Annotated in this window: 23 protein-coding genes, 2 tRNA genes and 1 riboswitch; of the genes, 17 read left to right on the top strand and 8 right to left on the bottom strand. The window is 70.4% G+C overall.

Annotated features, from left to right (window positions below):
• Positions 1-101 precede the first annotated feature (101 nt).
• On the bottom strand, positions 102-1,592 hold the full coding sequence (locus OF380_RS01350) for a sigma-54-dependent transcriptional regulator (RefSeq protein ID WP_264048998.1): 1,491 nt from the start codon (positions 1,590-1,592) through the stop codon (positions 102-104).
• Between the two features lie 277 nt (positions 1,593-1,869).
• On the opposite strand from OF380_RS01350, the gene OF380_RS01345 reads away from it, so the two are divergent.
• The 10 genes from OF380_RS01345 to OF380_RS01300 all read left to right on the top strand — a co-directional run bounded on the left by OF380_RS01345 (position 1,870) and on the right by OF380_RS01300 (position 11,197).
• A complete protein-coding gene (locus tag OF380_RS01345; protein WP_264048997.1) occupies positions 1,870-3,744 on the top strand; it encodes a M3 family oligoendopeptidase in 1,875 nt (624 codons plus the stop codon).
• A 54-nt stretch (positions 3,745-3,798) separates the two neighbouring features.
• Entirely contained in the window at positions 3,799-3,987 is a 189-nt protein-coding gene (locus OF380_RS01340) for a hypothetical protein (protein ID WP_264048996.1), read from the top strand.
• Positions 3,988-4,118: 131 nt separating this feature from the next.
• Positions 4,119-5,483: an ABC1 kinase family protein gene (locus OF380_RS01335; RefSeq protein ID WP_264048995.1), complete on the top strand. Its 1,365-nt coding sequence runs from the start codon at positions 4,119-4,121 to the stop codon at positions 5,481-5,483.
• A 123-nt stretch (positions 5,484-5,606) separates the two neighbouring features.
• Positions 5,607-5,900: an aa3-type cytochrome c oxidase subunit IV gene (locus OF380_RS01330; protein ID WP_264048994.1), complete on the top strand. Its 294-nt coding sequence runs from the start codon at positions 5,607-5,609 to the stop codon at positions 5,898-5,900.
• A gap of 77 nt (positions 5,901-5,977) precedes the next feature.
• Positions 5,978-7,117 (top strand): Re/Si-specific NAD(P)(+) transhydrogenase subunit alpha, encoded by a 1,140-nt coding sequence (locus OF380_RS01325; protein WP_264048993.1) that lies wholly within the window; start codon positions 5,978-5,980, stop codon positions 7,115-7,117.
• Positions 7,118-7,134: 17 nt separating this feature from the next.
• Positions 7,135-7,584 (top strand): proton-translocating transhydrogenase family protein, encoded by a 450-nt coding sequence (locus OF380_RS01320; RefSeq protein ID WP_264048992.1) that lies wholly within the window; start codon positions 7,135-7,137, stop codon positions 7,582-7,584.
• Positions 7,585-7,587: 3 nt separating this feature from the next.
• Entirely contained in the window at positions 7,588-8,988 is a 1,401-nt protein-coding gene (locus OF380_RS01315; protein ID WP_264048991.1) for an NAD(P)(+) transhydrogenase (Re/Si-specific) subunit beta, read from the top strand.
• Between the two features lie 94 nt (positions 8,989-9,082).
• Positions 9,083-10,903, top strand: coding sequence for a single-stranded-DNA-specific exonuclease RecJ (gene recJ / locus OF380_RS01310; protein WP_264048990.1), 1,821 nt, complete (start codon positions 9,083-9,085; stop codon positions 10,901-10,903).
• A gap of 68 nt (positions 10,904-10,971) precedes the next feature.
• Positions 10,972-11,055: transfer RNA gene (locus tag OF380_RS01305), tRNA-Tyr, on the top strand.
• A gap of 68 nt (positions 11,056-11,123) precedes the next feature.
• A tRNA-Gly gene (locus OF380_RS01300) sits at positions 11,124-11,197 on the top strand.
• 8 nt (positions 11,198-11,205) lie between these two features.
• On the opposite strand, the gene OF380_RS01295 is transcribed toward OF380_RS01300, so the two are convergent.
• Positions 11,206-11,448 carry an alpha/beta fold hydrolase gene (locus OF380_RS01295; protein WP_404810522.1) on the bottom strand — a complete coding sequence of 81 codons (243 nt, stop codon included), beginning with the start codon at positions 11,446-11,448 and terminating at the stop codon, positions 11,206-11,208.
• 184 nt (positions 11,449-11,632) lie between these two features.
• Positions 11,633-11,840: riboswitch (cobalamin riboswitch) on the top strand.
• Positions 11,841-12,159: 319 nt separating this feature from the next.
• On the opposite strand from OF380_RS01295, the gene OF380_RS01290 reads away from it, so the two are divergent.
• Genes OF380_RS01290 through OF380_RS01270 form a run of 5 tightly spaced genes read left to right on the top strand, consistent with a single transcriptional unit; the run spans position 12,160 to position 19,091 of the window.
• Positions 12,160-14,304, top strand: a complete 2,145-nt coding sequence (locus OF380_RS01290) for a TonB-dependent siderophore receptor (RefSeq protein ID WP_264048989.1) — start codon at positions 12,160-12,162, stop codon at positions 14,302-14,304.
• On the top strand, positions 14,304-15,026 hold the full coding sequence (locus tag OF380_RS01285) for an ABC transporter ATP-binding protein (RefSeq protein ID WP_264048988.1): 723 nt from the start codon (positions 14,304-14,306) through the stop codon (positions 15,024-15,026). Before OF380_RS01290 ends, OF380_RS01285 begins: the two co-directional genes overlap by 1 nt.
• On the top strand, positions 15,023-16,417 hold the full coding sequence (locus OF380_RS01280; RefSeq protein WP_264048987.1) for a DUF3526 domain-containing protein: 1,395 nt from the start codon (positions 15,023-15,025) through the stop codon (positions 16,415-16,417). Before OF380_RS01285 ends, OF380_RS01280 begins: the two co-directional genes overlap by 4 nt.
• Complete coding sequence (locus tag OF380_RS01275; protein WP_264048986.1) at positions 16,414-17,892, top strand: DUF3526 domain-containing protein; 1,479 nt, start codon at positions 16,414-16,416, stop codon at positions 17,890-17,892. The genes OF380_RS01280 and OF380_RS01275 overlap by 4 nt, the downstream gene beginning before the upstream one ends.
• Before the next feature lie 47 nt (positions 17,893-17,939).
• Positions 17,940-19,091 (top strand): DUF1624 domain-containing protein, encoded by a 1,152-nt coding sequence (locus OF380_RS01270; RefSeq protein WP_264048984.1) that lies wholly within the window; start codon positions 17,940-17,942, stop codon positions 19,089-19,091.
• 32 nt (positions 19,092-19,123) lie between these two features.
• On the opposite strand, the gene OF380_RS01265 is transcribed toward OF380_RS01270, so the two are convergent.
• A complete protein-coding gene (locus tag OF380_RS01265) occupies positions 19,124-20,344 on the bottom strand; it encodes an MFS transporter (RefSeq protein WP_264048983.1) in 1,221 nt (406 codons plus the stop codon).
• Positions 20,345-20,434: 90 nt separating this feature from the next.
• On the opposite strand from OF380_RS01265, the gene OF380_RS01260 reads away from it, so the two are divergent.
• Complete coding sequence (locus OF380_RS01260) at positions 20,435-21,190, top strand: AraC family transcriptional regulator (RefSeq protein WP_264048982.1); 756 nt, start codon at positions 20,435-20,437, stop codon at positions 21,188-21,190.
• Positions 21,191-21,201: 11 nt separating this feature from the next.
• Here OF380_RS01260 and OF380_RS01255 read toward each other — a convergent pair whose 3' ends face one another.
• Positions 21,202-21,678 carry a CYTH domain-containing protein gene (locus OF380_RS01255; RefSeq protein WP_264048981.1) on the bottom strand — a complete coding sequence of 159 codons (477 nt, stop codon included), beginning with the start codon at positions 21,676-21,678 and terminating at the stop codon, positions 21,202-21,204.
• Positions 21,679-21,811: 133 nt separating this feature from the next.
• On the opposite strand from OF380_RS01255, the gene OF380_RS01250 reads away from it, so the two are divergent.
• Entirely contained in the window at positions 21,812-22,324 is a 513-nt protein-coding gene (locus tag OF380_RS01250) for an NUDIX hydrolase (RefSeq protein WP_318784404.1), read from the top strand.
• Between the two features lie 21 nt (positions 22,325-22,345).
• Here the strand turns inward: OF380_RS01250 and OF380_RS01245 are convergent, their stop codons facing one another.
• The 4 genes from OF380_RS01245 to OF380_RS01230 form a co-directional block, all read right to left on the bottom strand.
• Positions 22,346-23,362 carry a zinc-binding alcohol dehydrogenase family protein gene (locus OF380_RS01245; protein WP_264048980.1) on the bottom strand — a complete coding sequence of 339 codons (1,017 nt, stop codon included), beginning with the start codon at positions 23,360-23,362 and terminating at the stop codon, positions 22,346-22,348.
• A 239-nt stretch (positions 23,363-23,601) separates the two neighbouring features.
• Positions 23,602-24,801, bottom strand: a complete 1,200-nt coding sequence (gene nhaA / locus OF380_RS01240; protein WP_264048979.1) for a Na+/H+ antiporter NhaA — start codon at positions 24,799-24,801, stop codon at positions 23,602-23,604.
• A gap of 174 nt (positions 24,802-24,975) precedes the next feature.
• On the bottom strand, positions 24,976-25,371 hold the full coding sequence (locus tag OF380_RS01235; protein ID WP_264048978.1) for a limonene-1,2-epoxide hydrolase family protein: 396 nt from the start codon (positions 25,369-25,371) through the stop codon (positions 24,976-24,978).
• Between the two features lie 107 nt (positions 25,372-25,478).
• A complete protein-coding gene (locus tag OF380_RS01230) occupies positions 25,479-26,315 on the bottom strand; it encodes an alpha/beta fold hydrolase (RefSeq protein WP_264048977.1) in 837 nt (278 codons plus the stop codon).
• Positions 26,316-26,695 lie beyond the last annotated feature (380 nt).

Raw genomic sequence — 26,695 nt, 5'->3', positions numbered from 1 at the left:
CGGGACCGACCGGGCCGGCCGATGGCATTAGGATGATCGGATCTCGAGCGCGCGTGCGCAATCGCACCCGAGCTCCGGCAAAGGACGCCCGACGGAAGCCGTCAGGCGGCCTCCTCGGCCTTGCCGTCCCCGTCGAGGCCGAGATCCCTGAGCTTGCGGTAGAGGGTGGATCGGCCGATTCCGAGGCGGCGGGACACCTCGGACATGCGGCCGCGATAGTATTGCAGCGCGAAGCGGATGATCTCGGTCTCGAGGCCCTCCATGGTCTTCATCTCGCCGGTGGCCTCCGCGACGAGGCTCATGGCGTGGGGGTCGCGCACCTCCACCCGGACGATCTCCCGCACGGGCTCCGGCGCGCCGGACTGCACCAGCGGCTGCACGGGAGCGGCCGGGATGCGGACCTCGAACCCCTCGACCTGCGCGGCGATCTGGGGAAACTCCGAGACCGTGAGTTCGTCCCCGTCGGCGAGGACCACAGCGCGGAACAGGGCGTTCTCCAGCTGACGCACGTTGCCGGGCCAGCCGTAGCGCGTGAGCAGCGACATCGCCTCCGGGGTAATGGCGCGGACCCGCTTGCCCTCCTCGGCGGAGAAGCGCGCGCAGAACGAGCGTACGAGGTCCGGGATGTCCTCCCGGCGGGCCCTCAGGGGGGGCAGCGTCATGGGGAACACGTTGAGGCGGTAATACAGGTCCTCGCGGAAGCGGCCCTGCTTCACGAGGTCGAGGAGCGAGCGGTTCGTCGCCGAGATCAGGCGGATGTCCACGCGCACGCTGCGCTTGGCGCCGACCGGGTCGACCTCGCCCTCCTGCAAGGCGCGCAGGAGCTTGACCTGCGCGTCGAGGGGCAGTTCGCCGATCTCGTCGAGGAACAGCGTGCCGCCCGAGGCCTCCACGAACTTGCCCGCATGGCGCTCGGTGGCGCCCGTGAAGGCGCCCTTCTCGTGGCCGAACAGGGTGGATTCCACGAGGTTCTCGGGGATCGCCCCGCAATTCACGGTGACGAAGGGCTTGCCGCGTCGGTCGCCCGAGCCCTGGATCGCCCGTGCCAGCACCTCCTTGCCGACGCCGGACTCGCCCTCGATCAGCACGGGGATGTTCGAACGCGCCGACCGCTCCGCGAGGCGGATGACGCGGTCCATGTCGGGGCTGCGGGAGGTCAGGTCCTTGAAGCTCAGGGCGCCCGAGGCCCGGCGTCGCATGCGGCGCACCTCCTCCTCGAGCTGGTCGACCTTGAGCGCGTTCTTGATCGAGACCTGGAGCCGCTCGGCGCCGGCCGGCTTGACCACGAAATCCACGGCGCCGGCCCGCATCGCGGTGACGACCGCATCGATGGAGCCGTTCGAGGTCTGCACGATCACGGGCACGTCGATGCCGGCCCGGCGCATCTCCGCCAGGACGCCGAGGCCGTCGAGGCCCCCCGGCATCACGAGGTCGAGGAGCACGACGTCCACCGCCTCGCCGGCGCGCAGGAGCGCCAGGCCCTGCTCGCCGTTCTCGGCCACCCGCGCCTCGAACCCGAGCCGCCGCACCATCGCCTCGGCGAGGCGGCGCTGCACGGGATCATCGTCGACGATGAGGACCGTTGTCGACATGGGGCAGCCTCGAGGTTCGCGGGCGGGACGGACCGGAGGCCGCCACGCCCGCTTGTTTCGTTTCGAACCGTAGGGTGGGCCAGATGCGTAAAGCCGCGCTTAACGACGATCGGACTTTTCATCGGGGACGGCCGCCGGCGCCGCGTCGCGGCCGGAACGCGCCTGTGCAAACGCGGGTGCGACGGACGATTCTGCCCGACGCGGATTGATCGCACCGGGCCGGCGCTCGATATCAGCGGCCAGGGCACCCGTCGTGCCACCAGGGAAGCGAACCATCATGCCGAGCCGAGCCGTCGCCCATGCCACCCTCTCGGGCATCGTCGCGAATGCGGAAGGGACCAGCGCGGCCAGGGCGGCCGCGCACGCGGCGGGTCTCGGCGCCCTGCCGGAATGGGATCTGACGGACCTCTATGCCGGTATCGATTCCCCCGACTTCACCGCCGACCTCGCCCGCGCTGAGGCGGACTGCGCCCGGTTCTCGGAGCGCTATGCCGGCCGCCTCGCCGACCTCGCGGGCGGTCCCGAGGCCTCGTCCCAGCTCGCCGAGGCGGTGGCGGCCTACGAGGGCATCGAGGATCTGCTCGGCCGGCTGATGTCGTTCGCCGGTCTCGTCTATTCCGGCGACACCACCGACGAGCTGCGCGAAAAGTTCTACGGGGACACCCAGGAGCGCCTGACCACGGCCTCGAGCCACCTGCTCTTCTTCGCCCTCGAGCTCAACCGCATCCCGGACGAGACCCTGGACCGGGCGATGGCCGACGGTCCCCTGGCGCATTACGCCCCGTGGATCGCGGACCTGCGCCGGGAGAAGCCCTTCCAGCTCGACGACCGCACCGAGAAGCTGTTCCTCGAGAAGTCGGTGACGGGGCGCTCCGCCTGGAACCGCCTCTTCGACGGCACGATCGCGGCCCTGCGCTTCCCTGTCCAGGGCGAGGCGCTGACCCTGGAGCCCACCCTCAACAAGCTCCAGGACCCTGACGGCGCCGTCCGCAAGGAGGCGGCCGGGGCGCTGAGCGAGGTGTTCCGGGCGAACCTGCGCACCTTCACGCTGATCACCAACACGCTGGCCAAGGACAAGGAGATCTCCGACCGCTGGCGCGGCTTCAGCGACGTGGCGGATGCCCGCCACCTCTCGAACCGCGTCGAGCCGGAGGTCGTCGCGGCCCTGGTGGAGGCCGTGCAGGCGGCCTATCCGCGCCTGTCGCACCGCTACTACCGCCTGAAGGCGAAGTGGTTCGGCGTCGAGACGCTGCCCTACTGGGACCGCAACGCGCCGCTGCCGAAGGTCGATCAGCGCACGATCCCCTGGGCGGAGGCGCGCGACACCGTGCTCGACGCCTACGGCGCCTTCTCGCCGCGCATGGCCGACATCGCCCGCACCTTCTTCGACCGCAACTGGATCGACGCGCCGACCCGCCCCGGCAAGGCGCCCGGCGCCTTCGCGCACCCGACCGTGCCCTCGGCGCACCCCTACGTGCTGGTGAACTACCAGGGCAAGCCGCGCGACGTGATGACCCTCGCGCACGAGCTCGGCCACGGCGTGCACCAGGTGCTCGCGGGCCCGAACGGCGCCCTGATGGCACCGACGCCCCTGACGCTCGCCGAGACCGCCAGCGTGTTCGGCGAGATGCTGACCTTCCGGCGCCTGCTCGCGGCGACGGCGAGCCCGGCGCAGCGCCGCGCCATGCTGGCCGCTAAGGTCGAGGACATGATCAACACGGTGGTGCGCCAGATCGCGTTCTACGCCTTCGAGCGCAAGGTCCACCTCGCCCGCGCGCAGGGCGAACTGACCGCCGAGCAGATCAACGGGCTCTGGATGTCGGTGCAGGCCGAGAGCCTCGGCCCCGCGATCCGCCTCGATGCGGGCTACGAGCCGTTCTGGGCCTACATCCCGCACTTCATCCACTCGCCGTTCTACGTCTACGCCTACGCCTTCGGCGATTGCCTCGTGAACTCGCTCTACGGGGTCTACTCGAAGGCCGAGGATGGCTTCGTGGATCGCTACTTCGCGCTGCTCTCGGCCGGCGGCGCCAAGCCCTACGGCGAGTTGCTGGCCCCGTTCGGGCTCGACGCCCGCGATCCCGGCTTCTGGCAGATCGGGCTGTCGATGATCGAGGGCATGATCGTCGAGCTGGAAGCCATGGAGGCGTAACGCGGGTCGGTGAGGCCGCCTTCTGCGGATCGTTCCGGGTAGCAGGAGGCGGCCATGAAGCGTGACGTCGAAACCACCGGCGATGCTGTCTGGATCGACCTTCCCGGGGAACTGCGGGATAAACGCGGCGCGCGGGTCGGGGAGCGCCTGACCGTCGCGGCCCAGCCGGACGGTTCGATCCGGATTTGGCCTTGCGAGCCCGCCGCCGAAGCCGCAGGCGGACGTCCCGCGCCCAATTCCTGACTTCGTGGGCAACGCGCTCGGTCAGGGCCAGCCGTCGCTTCCGATCCGCGACCCATGAGCCCGCCGCCCTGGCAAGCACGGGCGCGACGCATATCTCGGGGGCAGTCCTTCCTGCCGAGGTGATGCACCCGATGGCCGACACCGATCGCGAAGCCAACCGCTTCTCCGCCCGCGCCAGCCGCTACGCGCGGGTCGGCGCCAATGTCGGTGGGGTCGCGGCCCGCATGGCCGGGGCCAAGCTCTTCGGCGGCAAGGAAGCGCCGAGCAACGCCGCTGCCCTGGCGCAGGCACTGGGCGGGCTCAAGGGCCCGATCATGAAGGTGGCGCAGTTGCTGGCAACGGTGCCGGACCTGCTGCCGCCCGAATACGCCACCGAGTTGCAGAAGCTCCAGGCGGACGCCCCGCCCATGGGCGCCGCCTTCGTCAAGCGCCGGATGATGGCCGAACTCGGCGCGAACTGGCAGACGCGCTTCTCGGATTTCGACCTGAAGCCGGCCGCCGCCGCGTCCCTTGGTCAGGTCCATCGCGCCACCGCCCTCGACGGCACCAAACTCGCCTGCAAGCTCCAGTATCCGGATATGCAATCGGCCGTGGAGGCCGACCTCAAGCAGCTGGAGGTCGCCTTCGCCCTGCACCGGCGGATGTCGTCCTGGCTCGACACCCGCGAGATCGCCAAGGAGATCGGCGCGCGGGTCCGCGAGGAACTCGATTACGAGCGCGAAGCCAAGCACGCGGTGCTCTACGGCAACGTGCTGCGGGACATCGATGCGGTGCGGGTGCCCGCCATCCACAAGGATCTCTCGACCAAGCGCCTGCTGACGCTGGGCTGGCTCGACGGGCAGCGCATCCTCGACTTCGCAGAGGCGCCGATCGAGATCCGCAACCGGCTGGCGCAATCCATGTTCAAGGCCTGGTGGCATCCGTTCAACCGCGCCGCAGTCATCCACGGCGACCCGCATCTCGGCAACTACACCGTGTTCTCCGAGGGCGGCGAGGCGCAGGGCATCAACCTGCTCGATTACGGCTGCGTGCGGATCTTCCACCCGCGCTTCGTCGGCGGCGTGGTGGACCTCTACCGGGGGCTCCTCACCAACGACAACGCCCGGATCGTCCATGCCTACGAGACCTGGGGCTTCAAGAACCTGAACAAGGAACTCGTGGAGATCCTCAACATCTGGGCGCGTTTCATCTACGGGCCGATCCTGGAGGACCGGACCCGGACCGTGGCGGACGGCGTGAAGCCCGGCGAATACGGCCGGCGCCAGGCCTTCGAGGTGCACCAGGCCCTGAAGGCACGCGGGCCCGTGACGATCCCGCAGGAATTCGTGTTCATGGATCGCGCGGCGGTGGGCCTCGGCGCGGTGTTCCTCCATCTGCGCTCGGAGCTGAACTATCACCGGTTGTTCGAGGCGGAGATCGACCGGTTCTCGCTGGCCGAACTCGAGGCGCGCCAAGGTGAAGCCCTGACCGGCGCGGGTCTTCCGCTCCCGGTCTGAGAACCGGCCAGAAAATCCGGTTCGTGGCGAATGCGAGGCGCGCATGTCGATTGCGAGCGACCTTGGCTTGCGCTAAATCCCCTTGGAACAAATCAAGATGATACCCAAGGGGACGCCCATCATATGGCCGATACCAAGACCGTGTCCGGCGGGCATTACAGCCCGGCAATGGACGAGAAGACTCACGAACAGACTTATCGCGGCTTCGTTCGGTTCGTCGAAATCGGCACCGGCGTGGTGCTCTGCTGGGTTCTGGCGCTCGCCGTCGGCGGCATCCGCGAAGCTTGGCTGACGGCAATCTTCGGTGTGCTCCTCTCCGGTGCGGCCGGCGCGGTCGGCGCCCTGGCGCCCGCGATCGGCTGGAAGGCTCCCCTGGCGGTCGGCATCCTCCTTGCCCTGTACCTGGCCTTCGCCTGAAGGCGCAGACGTCGAATTTCACCTCTTGATTGATTTTGCGGGTCGCCTTCGGGCCGTCCTTTAAGGAGCACTCCTGCATGCGCATCGCTGTCTTATCGGAAACCGATCCCGCGGAGCCGCGGGTGGCGGCGGTGCCAGAAACGGTCAAGAAATTCATCGGGCTCGGGGCTGACGTCACCGTGCAGGCGGGTGCCGGCGTGAAGGCCGGCGTGCCGGATTCCGAGTACGAGGCGGCCGGCGCCTCCATCGCCGGGTCCGCGGCGGACGCCGCCGGATCCGCCGATCTCGTGCTGAAGGTGCGCCGTCCGAACGCGGACGAGGTCGGCCTTCTCAAGCGTGGCGCGACCGTCATCGCGATCATGGACCCCTACGGCCATGAGGCCGAACTCGGCGCCATGGCTGAGGCCGGCCTCGATGCCTTCGCCATGGAGCTGATGCCCCGCATCACCCGCGCGCAGGTGATGGACGTGCTCTCCTCCCAGGCGAACCTCGCCGGCTACCGCGCCGTGGTCGACGGCGCCGCCGAGTATGGCCGCGCCATGCCGATGATGATGACCGCCGCCGGCACCGTCCCGGCCGCCCGCGTCTTCGTCATGGGCGTCGGCGTCGCCGGCCTCCAGGCCATCGCCACGGCCCGCCGCATGGGCGCGGTGGTGACCGCCACCGACGTGCGCCCCGCCACCAAGGAGCAGGTGGAATCCCTCGGCGCCAAGTTCGTGGCGGTCGAGGACGAGGAGTTCAAGCAGGCCGAGACCTCCGGCGGCTACGCCAAGGAGATGTCGGCCGAGTACAAGAAGAAGCAGGCCGACCTCGTCACGACCCACATCGCCAAGCAGGACATCGTCATCACCACGGCGCTGATCCCGGGCCGGCCGGCCCCGCAGCTCGTCTCCGAGGCGATGGTCGCCTCGATGAAGCCGGGCTCGGTCCTGATCGATCTCGCGGTGGAGCGCGGCGGCAACGTCGAGGGCGCCAAGGCCGGCGAGATCGTCACAACCGAGAAGGGCGTGAAGATCGTCGGCCACCTCAACGTGCCCGGCCGCCTCGCCGCCACCGCCTCCAGCCTCTACGCCCGCAACCTCTATGCCTTCGTCGAGACCCTGATCGACAAGGAGGCCAAGACCCTGGCGGTCAAGTGGGACGATGAGCTCGTCAAGGCGACCAACCTGACCCGCGACGGCCAGGTTTCGCACCCCTCGTTCCAGCCCAAATCCTGATCCCGCCGGAGGATACGATGGCCACGCTTCCCCCCGATCAGGCCGCCGAGCAGGCGCGCGCTGCCGCCGCTGCGGCCCGAACCGCTGCGGAGATCGCTCAGCAGCACGCCGCCCAGGCGCAGAAATACGCCGACGGCCTCGGCCACGGCCTCAGCGCCGTGACCCACGGCGCCGTCGACCCCACGGTCTTCCAGCTCGCGATCTTCGTGCTGGCGATCTTCGTCGGCTACTACGTGGTCTGGTCGGTGACCCCGGCGCTCCACACGCCGCTGATGTCCGTCACCAACGCGATCTCGTCGGTGATCATCGTCGGCGCGCTGCTCGCCGCCGGCGTTCCCTACATCGAGCACGGCACCGGCTGGGCCCGCTTCTTCGGCTTCGTCGGCATCATTCTCGCCAGCGTGAACATCTTCGGCGGGTTCCTCGTCACCCAGCGCATGCTCAGCATGTACAAGAAGAAGGCCTGAGACATGTCCCAGAACGTCTCATCCCTTCTCTACATCGTCTCCGGCGTCCTGTTCATCATGGCGCTGCGGGGGCTCTCGCACCCGACCACGTCCCGGCAGGGCAACCTGTACGGCATGATCGGCATGGGACTCGCCATGCTCACCACCCTGGTCGGGCATCCCCCGGCCGGGCTCGGCGCCTGGGTCATCGTGATCCTCGGGCTCGCCATCGGCGGCGGGGCCGGCGCCGTCATCGCCAAGCGCGTGCCGATGACGGCGATGCCGCAGCTGGTCGCGGCCTTCCACTCCCTCGTCGGCCTCGCGGCCGTGATGGGCGCGGCCGCCACTCTCTACGCCCCGCAGGCGGTGGGCATCCTCGAGAACGGCCACATCCACAAGGAGTCGCTGTTCGAGATGGCGCTGGGCGTCGCCATCGGCGCCGTCACCTTCACGGGCTCGGTCATCGCCTTCCTGAAGCTCGACGGGCGCATGTCCGGCAAGCCGATCATGCTGCCGCAGCGCCACCTCATCAACATCGGCCTCGGCGTCCTGCTGGTGGTGCTGATCGCGGTCTTCATCGGCAACGAGAGCAAGCTCGTCTTCTGGCTGATCGTCCTGCTGTCCTTCCTCCTGGGCGGCCTGCTCATCATCCCGATCGGCGGCGCCGACATGCCCGTCGTCGTCTCGATGCTGAACTCCTACTCGGGCTGGGCGGCGGCCGGCATCGGCTTCACCCTGGGCAACCTCGCGCTCATCATCACGGGTGCGCTGGTCGGCTCCTCGGGCGCGATCCTGTCCTACATCATGTGCAAGGCGATGAACCGGTCGTTCATCTCCGTCATCCTCGGCGGCTTCGGCGGTGATGCCGCCGCGGCCGGCCCGGGTGGCGCCGTCGAGACCCGTCCGGTCAAGCAGGGCTCGGCGGACGACGCGGCCTACATCATGAAGAACGCCGAGCGCGTCATCATCGTGCCGGGCTACGGCATGGCGGTGGCCCAGGCCCAGCACAGCCTTCGCGAGATGGTCGACCTGCTCAAGAAGGAGGGCGTGGACGTGAAGTACGCCATCCACCCCGTCGCCGGCCGCATGCCCGGCCACATGAACGTGCTGCTGGCCGAAGCCAACGTGCCCTACGACGAGGTCCACGAACTGGAGGACATCAACGGCGACTTCCCGCAGGCGGATGTCGCCTTCGTGATCGGCGCCAACGACGTCACCAACCCGGCCGCCAAGACCGACAAGGCATCGCCGATCTATGGCATGCCGATCCTGGACGTGGAGAAGGCCAAGACCGTGCTGTTCATCAAGCGCGGCATGGGCTCCGGCTATGCCGGCGTCGAGAACGAGGTCTTCTTCCGCGACAATACCATGATGCTGTTCGGCGACGCCAAGAAGGTCGTCGACAGCATCGTCAAGAACCTCTGAGCCAGAGCGGTTCAGACCCCGCGGGGGAGGGGCCGGCGCGCGAGCGCCGGCCCCTTCGTCGTTTCGGCTACAGCGCTCGGCGCCGCATGCGGCTATGGTCCCGCCCGTGTCAGCCGCCCAGCCCCTCGACGCGCCCCGCGCGTTCCTCGACGTTTCCTGTTCGGTCCTCGGACGCCCCTGGCGCGACCGCTGCGCCGACCCCGCCCTCCAGGCCGATGCGGTGACGATGGTGCAGGCCCATGCCCTGCCCGATCTTCTCGCCCGCGTCCTCGCCGGACGCGGGGTCCGCCCGGCCGGGGCCGAGGCGCACCTGAACCCGCGCCTGCGCGACCTGATGCCGGATCCCGACTGCCTCGTGGACATGGGGGCGGCGACCGAGCGTCTCGCCCGCGCGGTGACGGATCGCGAGCGGGTCGCGATCTTCGGCGATTACGACGTGGACGGAGCGGCGAGCGCGGCCCTGCTCGCCGCCTACCTGCGCGGCCTGGGCCTCGAGGTCCAGATCCACATCCCCGACCGCATCACGGAGGGATACGGCCCCAACGTCGCGGCCGTCACGGCGCTGCATGAGGCGGGGGCGACGCTCCTCGTCACGGTGGATTGCGGCACCAGCGGCCACGCGCCCCTGGAAGCGGCGGCGGCGCTCGGCCTCGACGTCATCGTCCTCGATCATCACGGCGCGCCGGAGCACCTGCCCTCCGCCCGCGCGCTGGTGAACCCGAACCGCCTCGACGACCTCTCCGGCCTCGGCCATCTCTGCGCGGCGGGCGTCGTCTTCCTGACCCTGGTCGCCCTCAACCGGCGCCTGCGCGGGGACGGCCTCCCGCCGGACCGGCTTCCCGACCTGACGCAATCCCTCGACCTCGTGGCGCTCGCCACCGTCGCCGACGTGGTCCCGCTGACGGGGCTGAACCGCGCCTTCGTGGTGCAGGGTCTCAAGGTGATGCGGGGACGGGGGCGCCTGGGGCTGGCCGCACTCCTCGACGCCGCCTCCCTGGCCGAGCCGCCGGAAGCCTGGCACCTCGGATATCTCCTCGGCCCCCGCATCAACGCCGGCGGGCGCATCGGCGATGCGGGCCTGGGCGCCCGGCTGCTCACCACCGGGGACGCGGCGGAGGCTGCGCGCATCGCCGCCGAGCTGGACCGGCTGAACCGGGAGCGTCAGGCGATCGAGGCCCTGGCGGTCGCCGCGGCCGAAGCGGAGATGGACCACGCGCTCGGCCTCGACCCGGATTGCCCCGTCCTGGTCACGGCCTCGGCCGACTGGCACCCCGGCGTCGTCGGCCTGATCGCAGCCCGCCTGAAGGAGCGCTTCGGCCGCCCGGCCTTCGCCTTCGCCATCCGGCCCGACGGCACCGCCACGGGTTCCGGCCGCTCGATCTCCGGAGCCGATCTCGGCCATGCCGTGCGCGGCGCGGTGGAGGCCGGCTTGGCCCTGAAGGGGGGCGGGCACGCCATGGCGGCGGGCGTGACCCTGCCGGGACCCGACGTGGCGCGCTTTCGCGATCACCTGCGCGAAGCCCTGGCCTCGACGGTGGCGCAGGCGCGCGCCGTCGAGGCCCTGCTGGTGGACGGCACCGTGAATGCCGGCGGCGTCACCGCCGAGCGCGTCCGGATGATCCAGCGCGCAGGGCCCTACGGTGCCGCCGCCCCGGAGCCGACCTTCGTGCTGCCCCGCCACCGCATCGTGGATGCGGGCATCGTCGGCAATGGACACGTGCGGGCGCGGCTGCGCAGCCGCGACGGTCAGGCCATCGGCGCCATCGCCTTCCGGGCGGCGCAGGGCCCGCTCGGCCAGGCGATCCTCTCGGGGATCGGGCGCGAACTCCACGTCGCCGGAACCCTGTCCGTGGACAGCTGGCGAGGCGCCGAGCGGGCGCAGGTGCGGATCTGCGATCTCGCGCATTTCGACTGAGGGACGCGGTTGACTCGTGCCCGAGCCGTCATCATAAGGACGGCGCGCCGCTGAGAAGCGGCCGGTTTGGGGGAATGTCCCGAGCGGCAAAGGGGGCGGACTGTAAATCCGCTGCGTAAGCTTCGTAGGTTCGAGTCCTACTTCCCCCACCAAACGTTTCGAGATGGCGAGCACCTCCTTCGCGTCTCACTGTCGACGACCATCGCGTAAGGTCATCGATGCGGGTGTAGCTCAATGGTAGAGCAGCAGCCTTCCAAGCTGAATACCCGGGTTCGATTCCCGGTACCCGCTCCACTCCTCTCTCACGGATCCGTTCTCAGGCCGCGCCGGCTGCACTGGTAGCTGCCGTTCTGACGCAACGCGATCGAGCTCAGCGCCGAAGACGCGGTGGGAACGACATTGTCGTCTTCGCCGTGCAGCACCCGCGTCGGGACGGTGATGACCCGGACATCCTCGGTCTGATCGGTCCCGGAAAACGCCTCGATGCCCGCGTCATGGGCGTTGACGCTGCCGGTCATGCCCCGTCGCCACCAGGTCTGGATCACGCCGGGCACCGCCTGTGCGCCGTCGCGATGGAAGCCGTAGGGCCGGTCGGGACGACGCGGAAGAAGGACGAGCGGCCTCCGGGAGTTGACGACGAGCGGGCGCCGCCTGTGGTCCTGCGGGGGAGGGCGCCCGACCGGGGTATCGACGCTTCCGGCAGCGGATTGACTCCACCGGCGGCACATGGAAACGTCGAACCGTCAAGGTTCTTGCGGTCCGGTACCGCGAGCTAAGAGGGAATTCGGTCGAGCCCGTGCGGGCGATGCCGAAGCTGCCCCCGCAACTGTGAGCGGTGAGCCGCTGCCGAACAGGGTCACTGGTGCTCGTCACCGGGAAGGCCGGGCAGGGGCGTCGATCCGCGAGCCAGGAGACCTGCCTTGGCCTAGAACGTCTCTCGGGCGGGGTGCTCCGGTGGGTCGCATGATCGGTGCCGCCCGATGCGTCGGGGCGGTACGGCGCGTGCCGCTCGGCCTGACACCAGCCAAAGCTCTTGGATCGTGTCGATGCGCCTGCGCGAAAACCTCGATACCAGCGGGACGCCCGGATCCGATCCGGCTCCGGAGGAGTCCGGTCGGACCACGTTCTGGTTGCACGGCAAGGCTTGGAAACGTAATAACGTTTCATCCCCTCCCTGGTCCGGGGCCGTCTCGCCGTCATGCGCGCTCCGCGCGGGGCGGGAGGCCGGCTCACCGCCGTCGCATCCGAGCCTGTCGATGTCCTTCCAAAACGGCTTGCGCCTAAGCGTCGCCCTGGCCGCCCTGGCCCTGCCCGGGGCGGCGCTCGCGGAGGACGCGGCCGTGACCCTGGAGACCCTCACCGTGGAGGGAACCGGCATCGGCCTGAACGTCCCGGAGGGGGCGATCGGTCTGATCGGCCCGACGCCCGGATTCAGTGCGGCCCGCGCCGTGAGCAGTACGAAGACCGACACACCCCAGCGCGACGTCCCCCAGGTCGTTACGGTGGCGTCGCGCGAGGTCATCACCGACCTTGCCGCCACGCGGGTCGACCGGGTGTTCAACTATACGCCCGGCGTCTCCCAGCAGAACAATTTCGGGGGCCTGACGGTGTTCAGCTACGCCGTGCGCGGCGTGACCACCTCGGAGATCTTCAAGAACGGCTTCGCGATCAATCGCGGCTCGCCGCCGCCGCCGGACACCCAGAACGTCGAGCGCATCGAGGTGCTCAAGGGCGCGGGCGGGGCCCTGTTCGGGCGCAGCGATCCCGGCGGCGTGGTCAACATCATCACCAAGCAGCCCACCGCCGAACGCTTCGTGGAGATGGGTGGGCTCTGGGGCTCGTTCGAGCAGTTTCGCGGCACGGTGGATGCCGGCGGCGCCCTCAACGAGGACAAGACGCTTCAGTACCGCTTCAACTTCGCCGGGGGGCACCAGTACAGCTTCCGGGATTTCGTGGACGGCGACCGGCTGTTCGTGGCCCCCGCCCTCAGCTGGCAGATCACACCCGACACCAAGCTCACCGTCGAGACCGAGTTCGTGCGCAACCGCATCGTCTTCGACCGGGGCGTGATCGCCATCAACCGGCAGCTCGGGTTCCTGCCGATCTCGCGCTTCCTCGGCGAGCCGGGCCAGAGCACCGAGCAGACCTCCAACACCCTGCAGGTCCGCCTGGAGCACCGCTTCGACGCCGACTGGCAGATGCGCCTCGGAGCGCATTTCAACACGGGTACCCTGGAGGGGGAATCCGCCGAGATCCGCGCGATCGCGGCCGACAACCGGACGGTGTCCCGTGACCGGAATTATCGCGATTACAGTTGGGATACGGCGATCGGCCAGGCGGAGGTGGTCGGTCGGTTCGCGACCGGGGATCTCGGCCACACCCTGCTCCTCGGCTTCGAGCGCGAGAGCACCGACAGCCGCACGATCTACGACCGCTCGAACTTTCGACAGAATCCGTTCTCCATCGACATCTACGAGCCGCGCTACGGGCAGGCTCTCCCGCCGCTCACCATTCGGCGGGCCAACCTGGAGCGCGTCACCAACACGGCGTTCTACGCGCAGGACCAGATCGCCCTCAGCCCCGAATGGAAGGCGCTGCTGGGCGTCCGGTTCGACGCCTTCGAGCAGTCCTTCCGCGAGCGCGTCACGCGCAGCGACGTCGAGCAGACGCGGGTGGCGGCAACCCCGCGCGCCGGCCTCGTGTACCAGCCGCTGCCCGAACTCGCCCTCTACACCAATGTCGGCACGAGCTTCCGGCCGAACATCGGCCCCGATGCTGCGGCGGCCTCGCGCGGGGTGCCGTTCGCGCCCGAAACCGGCATCGGCTACGAGGTCGGCGCCAAGCTCGACCTTTACGGCGGGGCGCTGAGCCTGACGGGAGCGGCCTTCCATATCGAGCGCGAGAACGTGCTCACGCCCGACCCGAGCAACAGCGGCTTCTCCCTGGCGGCGGGCGCGGTGCGCAGCCAGGGCTTCGAACTCACGGCCACCGGCCAGATCTCGCCCGAACTGCGCCTGATCGGCGGCTACGTCTACGCCGACGCGGTGGTGACGAAGGACAATGTCCTGCCGGTGGGGGCCGCCCTCATCAACATTCCGAAGCACAGCGGCAGCCTGCTCGCGGTCTACGAGGTCCAGTCCGGGCCCTGGTCCGGCCTCGGCCTCGGCGGCGGCGTTCGGGGCGTGGGCGAGCGCGCGGGGGATGCCGGCGGCACCGGCTTCGTCCTGCCGGCCTACGTGGTGGCCGACGCGCTCGCCTATTACCGCTACGAGAACATCCGCTTCGGCCTCAACGTCGAGAACATCTTCGACAGCGTGATCTACGAGAGTTCGCTCAACGTGTTCCGGGTCTATCCCGGCGCGCCGCGCCGCTTCACCGGCACCGTCTCGGTGCGGTTCTGATGGCGGGGTCCGACGAGGCCGTGCTGGCCATCCGGGATGTGGTCAAACGGTTCGGCGGCCGCGACGCCCTCGACGGCCTCAACCTGACGCTGCGGGCCGGCGAGGTCTTCGCCCTCCTCGGGCCGAACGGAGCGGGCAAGACCACGACGATCAACCTCATCCTCGGCTTCCTCAGCGCGGATGCGGGCACGGTCCGGGTCTGCGGAGTCGATGCCGGCCTGGACCCGATCGCGGCGCGGGCCGCCATCGCCTACATTCCCGAGCAGGTGGCGCTCTACCCCGCGCTCTCGGGACGGGAGAACCTGCGCTACTTCACGACGCTGGCCGGGCTCGCCCTGTCCGCGGCGCAGGCCGACGACCTCCTGGCCGAAGCGGGGCTCGCGCCCGAGGCGCGGGGGCGCCGGGCCGCGACCTATTCGAAGGGCATGCGCCAGAAGGTCGGCATCGCCATCGCGCTGGCGCGCCGCGCCCGGCTCCTCCTCCTCGACGAGCCCACCTCGGGCCTCGATCCGACGGCCGCGGCCGACTTCTCGACCCTGGTGCGCGCGGCCGCCCGGCGTGGGACCGCGATCCTGATGGCGACCCACGACCTCTACCGGGTCAAGGAGGTGGCGGACCGGGTCGGGGTGCTGCGGGCCGGCCGCATCATCGAGGAGATCGACCCCGGGCAGCTCGACCATGTCGGCCTGGAACGGCTCTACATCGAGCGGCTCGCCTCATGAGGCTGATCCTCGCCGAACTGCGCCAGGTGCTGCGCGAGGCCCGGCTCCGCTGGATCGGCGGCGTCCTCGTCGCGCTCCTCGGCATCGCTCTGGCTGGCGCCTGGCAGCAGGCGCGCCGCGAGGCCGCCGATGTCGGGGCGATCACGCAGGCCGAGCGCGGGCGCTGGCTCGGGCAGGACGCGAAGAACCCCCATTCGGCCGACCATTACGGTCTGTGGGTTTTCAAGCCGTCCTCGCCGCTCGCCATCCTCGACCCCGGCGTCGAGCCCTATACCGGGCGCATGGTGCGCATCGAGGCCCACCTGTTCAACGATGCGGTGTTCCGGGCGGTGCAGGACGCCAATCCGCTGGCGCGGGCCGGCCTCGGCAGCGTGGCCGACATCGTGCAGCTGATCGTGCCGCTGGCCGCGATCCTGCTCGGCTTCTCCGCCTTCGCCGCCGATCGCGAACGCGGCACCCTGCGCTTGGCGCTGGGCAACGGTGCCGCGCCGGGCCGGCTGTTCGCGGGGCGGCTCGCGGCCCTCCTCGCCGCGACGATCCTCGTCGTCGGGCTGCCCCTCGGAATCCTGGGCGGTCTGGCGGCGGCGAGCCTGGAGGCGCCGGACTGGGATCTCTGGGCCCGCCTCAGCCTCTGGATCGCGGCGCAACTCGCCTACGCGTCCGTCTTCCTGGTGCTGGCCATGACGCTCTCGCTCGCCGCGCGCACCGCCCGCGCGGCGCTCGCCGCCGCGCTGCTGGCCTGGGTCCTGATCTGCGTCGCCGCGCCCCGGCTCGCGACGATCGCGGTGGAGGCCGGCGCGCCGGCCCTGTCCTACCGGGAGACGCGCGCCCGTATCGACGGCGCGTTCCGGGCCCACCGCACGGCGGAGGCGAACGACGCCCGGGCGCAGGCCGTGCTCGCCCGCTACGGCGTGACCGAGCCCGACGCCCTGCCGGTGGACCTTCGCGGCCTGATGATGAGCGAGAACGAGCAGCACAACTTCGCGGTGTTCGACGCCGCGTTCGGTGCCTTCTTCGACAGCCTGCTGCATCAGGAGCGCGCCTATGGCTGGGCCGGGCTCTTCTCCCCGCGCATCGCCCTCCAGGCCCTCTCGGCCCCGCTGGCGGGGACGGATTTCGCGCAGCACGTCCACTTCGTCTGGGCGGCCGAGCATTACCGGCGCGCGATCTCGGAGCGGATGAACCGGGCGCTGATCGACAACCCGCAGGGCCAGGGACGGCTCTACATGGCGGACCACGAACTCTGGGAGACGGTGCCGCCGTTCCGGCACCGGCCGGTTCCCCTCGCGGACTCGGCCCGCGAGGCAGCGCTGCCGGCCACCATGCTGGCGCTCTGGCTGGCTGCCCTCGGCGGGGCCGCGACGCTGGCCGTGCGCAGGCTGACCCCATGAGACGGGCGCTTCGCCTCCTCGCCCTCGAAACCGGTCTCCTCCTGCGCGAGCGCCTGACCTGGGCGATCTTCGCGGCGCTGTTCGTGGCCCTGATCATCGGGGCGCAGACGGGCGCGTCCCGGGTCGCGTTGGAACGCGCGACCCTCGCCCGTGCCGCCGCGGCGGAAGCGGCGGCGGTGACGGCCGCGCGGGAGGCCCATGCCCGCTACGCCAGGCCGACGCCGGTGACGGTGAACTACTGGCAGGACCCGACCCACGCCTTCGGCTACATGACGCAGTTCCTGACCGTCCACGCGGTCAAGCCGCCGACCCCGCTCGCCGCCCTCGCCACCGGGCAATCCGATGTGCAGCCGATGCTGCTGCGGATGAACTTCGGCTTCGGAACGGTCTTCGACGACGTCGAGTACGAGCTCGGCGCGGCGGCCAAGCTGAAGCTCGGCGCCTTCGACCTCGCCTTCGTCCTCGTCGCCCTGGTGCCGCTCTGCGTCATCGCCCTGGCGGGAGGCCGGCTCTCGAGCGAACACGATTCCGGCACGCTCCGGCTGATCGCCGCACAGCCGATCGGACCGCGCGCGGTCGCGGGGGCGAAGTTTGGCGCCGTCGCGGGGATCGCGGTTCCGGTCATCCTCGCCGAGACCGGGCTCGCCCTCCTGGCGACCGGTGCGGTCACGGACGGTCCGGGCGTCGCCGCGATGCTCGCCTGGCTCGCGGCGCTGCTCGCCGCCAGCATCCTGCTCTGGGTCGCGGCCTGCGCGCTCGTGGCGACCCTGTGGCGCGGGGCGGTCGCCTCGCTCTCCATCCTCGTGCTGGCTTGGACCCTGCTCACCGTGGCGGTGCCCGGGGCTGCCTCGATCGCGACCGACCGCCTCGTGGCGCAGCCCTCGCGCATCGCGGCCATCGATGCGAGCCGACAGGCCCAGGACGCCTTCTACAACGGCGGCACGGGCCCGCGCCTGACGGCCGAATGGCTGGCCCGGATCCCCGGCGGAGCGGCGCGCCCCGACCTGCGCGACGCACCCGAGATCAAGCGCCTGGCCCGCGACGCCTATTACGACGCGGAACTCGCCCCCCACCGGGCGGCCTTCCGGAGCTATGAGGCGGCCGTCGCCGCGACGAGCCGGTGGCTCGCGCTGCTCTCGCCGGCCACCGCCCTCGACCTCGCCCTCCAGGGCGCGGCCGGCACAGACGCGGGCCGCCACGCCGCCTTCCTGGCTTCGGCCGCCGAGTACCGGCACAGCCTGCGCCGGTTCTTCGAACCGCGCATCGTGGCCCAGGCGCTGAACCCTGTGCCGGTCTGCGACGGCTGCCGGGCACGGCTCGACTTCGACGCCTACGACGCCGTGCCCCGCTTCGAGGCCGCGCCGGCGGCGAGGTCCGGACAGGAATACACCCTCGGCGCGCTGGCCGTGCTTCTCGCCCTCGGCCTCGTCCTGGCCCTGTGCGCCCGCGCCCGCCTGAAGGCCTGGCCGGCGTGACGCGCTCGGGCTTCGCAACCCACCCGCAACGAGTCGATGGAGCCGTGATGCCGGACGCAGCCCAGACCGGACGCGCGGCCGGGCGTATCCTGTCCATCGATGCCCTGCGCGGCCTCGTGATGCTGCTCATGCTGGTCGACCACGTGCGAGAGTTCTTCTTCCTGCACGCCCAGGTCCGGGACCCGATGGACCTTGCGACCACCGCGCCCGGATTGTTCTGGAGCCGGACGGCCTCGCATCTCTGCGCGCCCGTCTTCGTCCTGCTCACCGGTCTCTCGGCCGCCCTCTACCGGGCCCGGCACGGGGACCGCGCCACCGCCGCCTTCCTGTTCCAGCGCGGCCTCGTCCTGGTGCTGCTCGAACTGACCCTGGTGAACCTCGCCTGGACCGCGAGCCCGCTGCCGCCGATCCTCTACCTGCAGGTGATCTGGGCGATCGGCCTCAGCATGATCGCCCTGGCGGCGCTCCTGTGGTTGCCGCGCCCGGCGCTCGTCGGGGTCGCCCTGGCGATCATGCTCGGGCACAACCTGCTCTCGCCCCTCGTCCTCGCGCCCGGCCAGACGGGCTACACCGCCTGGGCGATCCTCCACCAGCGCGGCTTCATCGACCTGCCCTGGGGCGTGGCGCGGACCTCGTACCCCGTCCTGCCCTGGATCGGCGTCATCGCGGCCGGCTACGCTCTCGGGCCGCTCCACGTCGCAGCCACACCCGCCGCCCGCCGTCGCTGGCTCCTCGGACTTGGCGCCGCCGCCCTGACCGCGTTCCTGGTCCTGCGCGGCCTGAACGGCTACGGCGAACCCGTGCCCTGGCAGGCCGGCGCCACGCCGGCCGCCACGCTGATGTCGTTCCTCAACCTGACGAAGTATCCCCCTTCGGCCGACTTCCTGCTCGCGACCCTCGGCCTCGGGCTGATCCTGCTCGCGGCGCTGGAGGCCGTCCCGGCCCGGGGGATCGGCTGGCTCTGCACCTTCGGGGGCGTGCCGCTGTTCTTCTACGTGGTCCATCTCTACGCGCTGCGCGCGCTGCATGACGGCCTGCTCGCCCTCGGCCTCGCCGGCCCCAGCGGCCGGATCGAGGCCGCGTCGCCCGGCACGCTCTGGCTCATCGCCGGGGCGCTCGCTCTTCCCCTCTACGCGGCCTGCCGCTGGGCCGTCCGGTTCAAGCGCCGCAGCACCGCGCGCTGGGTCCGCTACGTCTAGGCCCGTCGCGATCCAGATGACCGGCGCTCCCGTCAGGGGGCCGCGACCGGAGCGGGTGCTTCCGCGACCGCGAGGGCCGGCGGCGCATCCCGCCGCGTGAGCCAGAAGAAGCCCAGCGCCGCGGCGACGATGACGGTTCCGAACGCCGCCGCGACCGCCAGCACCGTCCCGAACCCACCCCGCTCGTGCAGGAACGCGATCAGCGGCACGACGAATCCGCTGACCGTGAAGCCGAGGAAGTAGCGCACGCTGTAGGCCCGGGCGCGGTAGGACGGCGGCACGTAGCGGGCCACCATCGCGTCGTTGATGACGACCTGCCCGTAGAGCGCCGCCATGGTCAGGACGAGGCCGACGAGCATCGGCAGGCCCGTGCTCGACGCGGCGATGCCGAGCCCGAGCGGTTGCAGGACGGACAGCCCGAGGAAGAGCGTCGGCAGGCTGTAGCGATCGATCAGGCGGCCCATCAGCAACTGGGTCAGCGCGCCGAACACGAAGACGAGGGTCGCCACCGAGCCGATCAGGGCCAGCGGCAGCCCGTCGCCCACCCGCTCGTCGATGACCTTGGGCAGGGCGATCGTGGCGATGTTGAAGGTCATCCCGCCGGCCACGATGGCGAAGGCGAACACGACGAGGAGCGCGACCGGACGGGTGACCGCGATGAGGGGCTTGCCCCCGGCCTTGCCCTGCGCGCCCGCGCCGTCCCCGGGGACCATGGCCAGGAACGCCGCCCCGCAGGCGAGGCAGAACAGGCCCGGCACGATGAAGGCCGCCTGCCAGCCGAAGCCGGTGGCGAGGAGCGCGGTGACGCCGGAGGCTGTGGCGGCGCCGGCATTGCCCCAGACGCCGTTCACGCCGAGATCGCGTCCGAGGCGGCGCGCGTGGCTGACCAGCATGGTCGAGCCGACCGGATGGTAGATCGCGGAGGCGAGCCCGAGCACGCAGAGCCAGAGCATGAAGGCGGTCGGCGTGCGGGCGCTCGCCACCCCGAGGCAGGACAGGCCGTAGCCGAAGAAGAAGACCGCCAGCAGGTTGCGCCGCCCGAACCGGTCGGCGAGCCAGCCCATCGGAAGCGCGCAGAGGCCGAAGGCCACGAAGGCACCGGTCGCGAGGGTGATGAGCTCACCGTAGCCCAGACCCGTCTGGGCCGCGATCGCGATCACGGCGGTGGGGTAGATCAGCAGGACGAAGTGGTCGAGGGCATGCGCCACGTTCACGAAGCGCAGGGTGCGACGGGAAAGGGTCTCGGCATCCATGAGGCGGGCATCTCCGGCGGTCGCCCGTCTTACCTGACCCGTTGAACGCCGTCGGGCCGAAGGTGTACGCAATCGGGCCAGGGAGGCGTCATGCGTTCGATCCGGGCCGAGGATTACCAGGCGCTGCCGCGCGCGGTCGCGGTGATGCCCAAGACCTTCGCGGCCGGTTCCAGCACGGGCCGGCACCATCACCCCCGCGCGCAGCTGCTCTACGCGACCGCCGGACTGATGATGGCGACCGCCGAGGACGGCACCTGGGTCGTGCCGGAGGGCCACGCCCTCTGGATCCCGCCCGGCCTGCCGCACGCGGTGGTCATGCACGGGGATGTGGCGATGTGCTCGGCCTATCTCGCGGTGGAGGCGATCCCCGGCTTTCCCGGCCGGGCCCGCGTCATCGAGGTCTCACCCCTTCTCGCCGCAGCCCTGGCCGCCCTGACGGGGGAGCCCGTGCTCTATGACGAGGCCGGGCGCGGCGGGCACCTCGCGGCCCTCGTGCTCGACGAGATCGGCCGCGCCCCGGAGACCCGCCTGACCCTGCCGCTCCCGCGCGATGCGCGCCTGCGCCGGATCTGCCTGGCGCTGATCGACGATCCCGCCCGGGCCCTCGACCTCGACGCCTGGGCCGAGCAGGCGGCCCTGAGCCGCCGGACCCTGACGCGCGGGTTCCGCCGGGAGACGGGCCTCACCTTCGGACAATGGCGCGCCCGCGCCCGGATCGTACGGGCCTTGGCGCTCGCCGCCGACGGACGGAGCCTGAGAGAGGTGGCGGAGGCGGTGGGCTATCGAAGCCTCCAGGCCCTGCGGGGCCGGACGGAGGCCCTGGTCGGGCAGGCGCGCGGGGCCTGAGGAAGCAGGAGTCAGGCGGCGACGGTGAGGAAGCCGAGCGCGCGGGCCGCCAACCGGGAGTTGCGGTAGCGCTCGTCCATCGTCACCTCCCGACCGACCCAGGCCGGGAGCACCACTGCCTCGTCCTCGCGGCCGAGTTCGACCTCGGCCAGGATCAGACCGTCGAGCTTGCCGGCGAAGAGGTCCACCTCCCAGACATGGCCGTGGACGGGAATGCGGTGGCGGGTTTTCTCGATCCGGTTCAAGGGCGAGATCGTGGCGAGCAGCGCGGCGCCGATCTCGGGCTCGACCTCCTGCTCCACCTCCTCGCGGCAGACGCCACGGCGCTTGCCCTTCCAGGCCACGAAGTAGCGCTCGCCCATGCGGCGCACCCGCACCGTGTTGTCACAATCCGTGAAAAGGTACCCTTGAACGATGCAGACACCGGTGCGGCAGTGCTCCAGCACGGCCCGGTGGGCGAGGAACTTGCGCTCGATCTCGATCGGCATACAGAACCTACGGTAGTTGTGTGGGCGACCTTCTGACGCATCGCGTGGCGGAACGCAAGGGTCCCGCGCGGGAGCGAAAGCGTGACCCGAATCCCACATCCTTGGGCGAAACTGTGCCGGCAGATCAACTAAAGTGAATGTCGGCGCGTTGGTTGCAGATCAGACTTGCCCAAAGAATTGTCAGGGCGCGGGAGACACGACGCTGAAGAAGAAGCACGGCCCTCGAATCCAGATCGCGGCCCTTCCATTCCGACTCGATGCGGAGGGCCGCCCCGAGATCCTCCTCGTCACGTCCCGCGAAACCAAGCGTTGGATCATCCCGAAGGGCTGGCCCATGCGCGGCCGCAAGGACCACCGCGCGGCCGAGCAGGAAGCGTTCGAGGAAGCGGGCCTGAAGGGGCGGATCGGCAAGAAGGCGATCGGGCACTACCGTTACGACAAGCAGCTGGGCGACGGCCGCGCCCTGGCCTGCGCGGTCAAGGTCTATCCCCTGCAGGTGAGCGAGGAGCGCAAGAGCTGGCCGGAGCAGACGCAGCGCGAGCGGCGCTGGTACGCCGCCGAGGAAGCGGCGGACCTTGTCCAGGAATGTGACCTGCAGGCGCTGCTTCGGGCGTTTCGCGGACAGGCCGGTCGGCCCCCCAACTGAGGCGCCGGCGAGCCGCTTCGCTCAGGCCCAGCCGTCCAGTACGATCTTGCCCTTGGCGCGCCCGCTCTCGATCAGCGCATGGGCGCGCCGGAGGTTGGCGGCCGAGATCGGCCCGAAACTCTCCGCGAAGGTGGTCCTCAGCGTGCCCGCATCCACGAGGCGCGAGACCTCGTCGAGGAGTCGTCCCTGTGCGTCCATGTCGGCGGTCTCGAACATCGAGCGCGTGAACATGAACTCCCAGTGCGTCGAGACGCTCTTGCGCTTGAAGGGCAGCACGTCGAGGCTGGCCGGGTCGTCGATGAGCGCGAACCGCCCCTGCGGCGCGATCAGCCCGGCGATCTCCGCCATGTGCCGGTCCGTGGCCGTGGTGGAGAACACGAAGGCCGGCGCACCGAGGCCGAGGGCGGCGACCTCGGCGCCGAGCGGCCGGCTGTGGTCGATCACGTGATGGGCGCCGAGGTCCCGGCTCCAGGCCGCCGTCTCGGGCCGTGAGGCCGTCGTGATGACGGTCAGGTCGGTGAGCCGCCGCGCGAGCTGCGTCGCGATGGAGCCGACGCCGCCGGCACCCCCGATGATGAGGAGCGCATGGCCGGCTCCCGCGACGGGCCTGCGCACATCGAGCCGATCGAACAGGGCTTCCCAGGCCGTGATCGCGGTGAGCGGCAGGGCCGCGGCCTCGGCGAACGAGAGCGAGGCGGGCTTTCGGCCGACGATGCGTTCGTCCACGCAATGCAGTTCGGCATTCGTGCCCGGGCGCCCGAGCGCGCCGGCATAGAACACCGCGTCCCCCGGCTTGAACAGGCTGGCTTCGGCCCCCACCGATTCGACGATTCCGGCCGCATCGTAGCCGAGGATGTGCGGCTGTCCGCCAGCGGGCACGGTCCGGGCACGGACCTTGGTGTCGACCGGGTTGACCGAGACGGCCTGCACCCGGACGCGAAGGTCACGCGGGTTCGGGACGGGATCGGCGAGGTCGAGGTCGACGAGCGCCTCGGCATTCTCGACGGGGAGGGACGCGTGGAAACCAACGGCTTGCATGGGGCGGTTCCTCTGGACGAAAGGTCGGGTTGGGGACCGGCGGCGCGTGGCACCGGGTCGCCCGAAATCGGCCGGAGTTCAACCCGTGACTTGGCGAAGCTTCCACCGGGCGATGCCGATGCGGGTGCGCGCCACAGCATCAGGGGTTGTGTCAGCACCCGCGTCCAAGCAGGGCCGCCGGCGGAATGGCGCGGAGGCCCGTCGCCGGGACGATCCAGGCGAGCGCAGGCATCGGCGATTCAGGCGCCCTTCGGTGTCCGAAGGCCCGCCATCTCCGATTTCGGGGCGAGCAGGAGCACGAGAGCCCCCAAAGCCATGCAGGACAGGGAGCCGAGCAGGACGCCGATCTTGGTCTCCGCTTCCAGTTCTGGGCTGTCGGCGAAGGCCAGCAATCCGATGAACAGGCTCATGGTGAAGCCGACCCCGCAGAGGAGCGAGAGCCCGTAGAGCTGCCACCACCCGGCATGGGCGGGACGCTGTGCGAGGCCGAGCTTCACCGCGGCGACCACGGCCCCGAACACGCCGACCTGCTTGCCGACGAACAGGCCGAGGGCCACCCCGAGGGTCACGGGATCGAGCAGCATCTTGGTCGTCATGCCGGCGAACGAGACGCCCGCGTTGGCGAAGCCGAACACGGGGAGCACCAGGTAGGCGGACCACGGGTGGATCGCGTGTTCGAGGATGTGCAGCGGGGAGGTCGGATCGTCCGGCTTGCCGACGCTCAGGCGGAGCGGGATCGTCAGGGCGAGGAGGACGCCGGCGATGGTGGCGTGGATGCCCGACTTGAGGACCAGAAACCACAGCACGGCGCCGAGGGCGAGGTAGGGCGTCAGCCGGCTGACCCCCGCCTTGTTCATCCCGAACAGGATCGCGAACACCACGGCCGCGCCGCCCAGCATCGGCAACGACAGGTCGGCGGTGTAGAACGCGGCGATGATGAGGACCGCGCCGAGGTCATCGATGATGGCGAGCGCCGTCAGGAAGATCTTGAGCGAGACCGGGACGCGCGAGCCCAGCAGGGCCAGCACCCCGAGCGCGAAGGCGATGTCGGTGGCCGTCGGGATCGCCCAGCCGCGCAGGGTCTCGGGCGAGTGCCGGTTGACGGCGACATACACCAGGGCGGGGGCGACCATGCCGCCCAAAGCCGCGATGCCCGGGAGGACGCGGTCCGGCCAGGTGCGCAGCCGACCGTCGAGGACCTCGCGCTTGATCTCCAGGCCGACGAGCAGGAAGAACACCGCCATCAGGCCGTCGTTGACCCAGTGCAGCACGCTCAAGGGTCCGAGATAGGCCTCGAGCGTCGCGAAGTAGATCGGCGCGGCCGGCGAGTTGGCGATGACCAGGGCGAGCGCGGCGCTCGCCATCAGGACGATGCCGCCGCCGGCCTCGTTGGCGAGCGTAGCGCGCAACATCGAAAGGGGACGCAGGAGTGACGGCATGGTCGCAGGTCTCCGACGCTGGCGGCCCGACCAACGCTAAACCCTGCCGTTCCGACCGACGGACCGAGCACCCGGCGCGCCCTATCGCATCGGCCGGCTCCGCCCGCAACCCGCTTCGGCGCATGCCATCCTCGCCGAAGGCCGCGGCACGCGAGGATGGCGCCACCGCGCGGATCAGCCTTGCAACGCGGCCGCCTGTCTCTCGAAGCTGGCGAGGTCGAAATAGTCCCGCCATTCCGTGATCGCCCCGTTGCCGACGCGCATGCTGCCCATGGTCGGCAGCGCGATGCGGTTCCCGTTCGGGGCGGTGAAGAGATCGAGTCTCTCGGTCAGAACGGTATCGCCGTCCTGGGCGATGCGCAGCAGCTTCCAGTCGACCCGGATGCGGTCGCCGACCCCGAAGGTCTTATGGAAGCGTCGGGCGTTCTCCCGGCCCCGGATCTCCGGCAACGGGATGTTGTGGTAGAAAACCGCCTCGGCCAGCAAGTCGATCGCATCATCGAAGCGGTCGGCGTTGATGTGTTCGAAGAACAGGCGCACCAGGGCGATCTCGGGCGTGTCGTCGGTCATCGCATGCCTCGCGTGTCTCGTCACGGCATTGCCGGTCGTGATCGGATCGTCCCGGGAGCCTTCGCGGTCGGCGGACCGCGTCGCCGCGGCCCGCCTGCATCGGGAGCCTAACCCCGGACGAAGGCGAGGATGTCGGCGTTCAGCGTGTCGGCGTCGACGGTGAGCATGCCGTGGCTGAAGCCCGGATAGGTCTTCAGCGTGCCGTGGCGGAGGAGCTTGATCGACTCGCGCGCCGCCGCGTCGATCGGCACGATCTGATCGTCTTCGCCGTGCAGGACGAGCGTCGGGACGCCGATCGCCTTCAGGTCCTCGCGCTGGTCGGTTTCGGAGAAGGCCGCGATGCCGTCGTAATGCGCCTTGGCGCTGCCCATCATGCCCTGGCGCCACCAGTTGGTGATCACGCCCGGATGCACCGTCGCGCCGTCGCGGTTGAAGCCGTAGAAGGGCCCCGTCGGCACGTCGAGGAAGAACTGCGCCCGGTTGGCGGCGAGCGCCTGACGGAAGCCGTCGAAGACCGTGATCGGCAGGCCGCCCGGATTGTCGGGGATCTGGAGCATGAGCGGCGTCACGGCGCTCACGAGCACGGCCTTGGCGACGCGACCGTCCGGCTCGCCGTGCCGGGCGACGTAGCGGGCCACCTCGCCGCCGCCGGTGGAATGACCGACATGGACGGCGTTGCGCAGGTCGAGATGACGAACGACGGCGGCCGCGTCGGCGGCGTAGGCGTCCATCGTGTGACCTTCGGAGACCTGGGCCGAGCGGCCGTGGCCGCGCCGGTCGTGCGCGACGACGCGGAAGCCCTGCGCGACGAAGAACAGCATCTGCGCGTCCCAATCGTCGGAGGAGAGCGGCCAGCCATGGTGGAAGACGATGGGCTGCGCATCCCGCGGACCCCAGTCCTTGAAGAAGATTTCGACGCCGTCGGAGGTGGTGACGAAGGGCATGAGGGTCTTCCTTCTGCTAGCTCAGGCGCTACGGGCCGATCGCGCGTATGATGCCGATCGGTTTCAAAGTGATGACAAAGCGGTCACGCTCGGTCGCCTCGTGCTCAGGCGAACCTGACGAGGTTGATTGCTGGTAAAGGGCCGCCCGGGAACTGTCCGAGACGGCCCCCATTCGCGAGAGAACCAAGATTGATGCCGAAGAAGCCGTGTCGGTCGATGAGCGTGTGCATCACCGCTTTCGCCTCGGCCGCGGCGCCGCGATCCGGCCGCCAAGTTCGGCGAGGCCGCCCAGTGCAGCGGGCAGCGTCGACCGGTTGATCGCAAGGAAAACGGTCTCATGGGCAGCGGCGTCCGCGCGTGCCCGGACGGGCCTTGGCCCC

The organism is Methylobacterium sp. FF17, from assembly GCF_025813715.1.
GTDB lineage: Bacteria > Pseudomonadota > Alphaproteobacteria > Rhizobiales > Beijerinckiaceae > Methylobacterium > Methylobacterium flocculans.
Note: the sequence above shows the minus strand (reverse complement) of the source record. Positions and strands in the feature narration are given on the sequence as shown.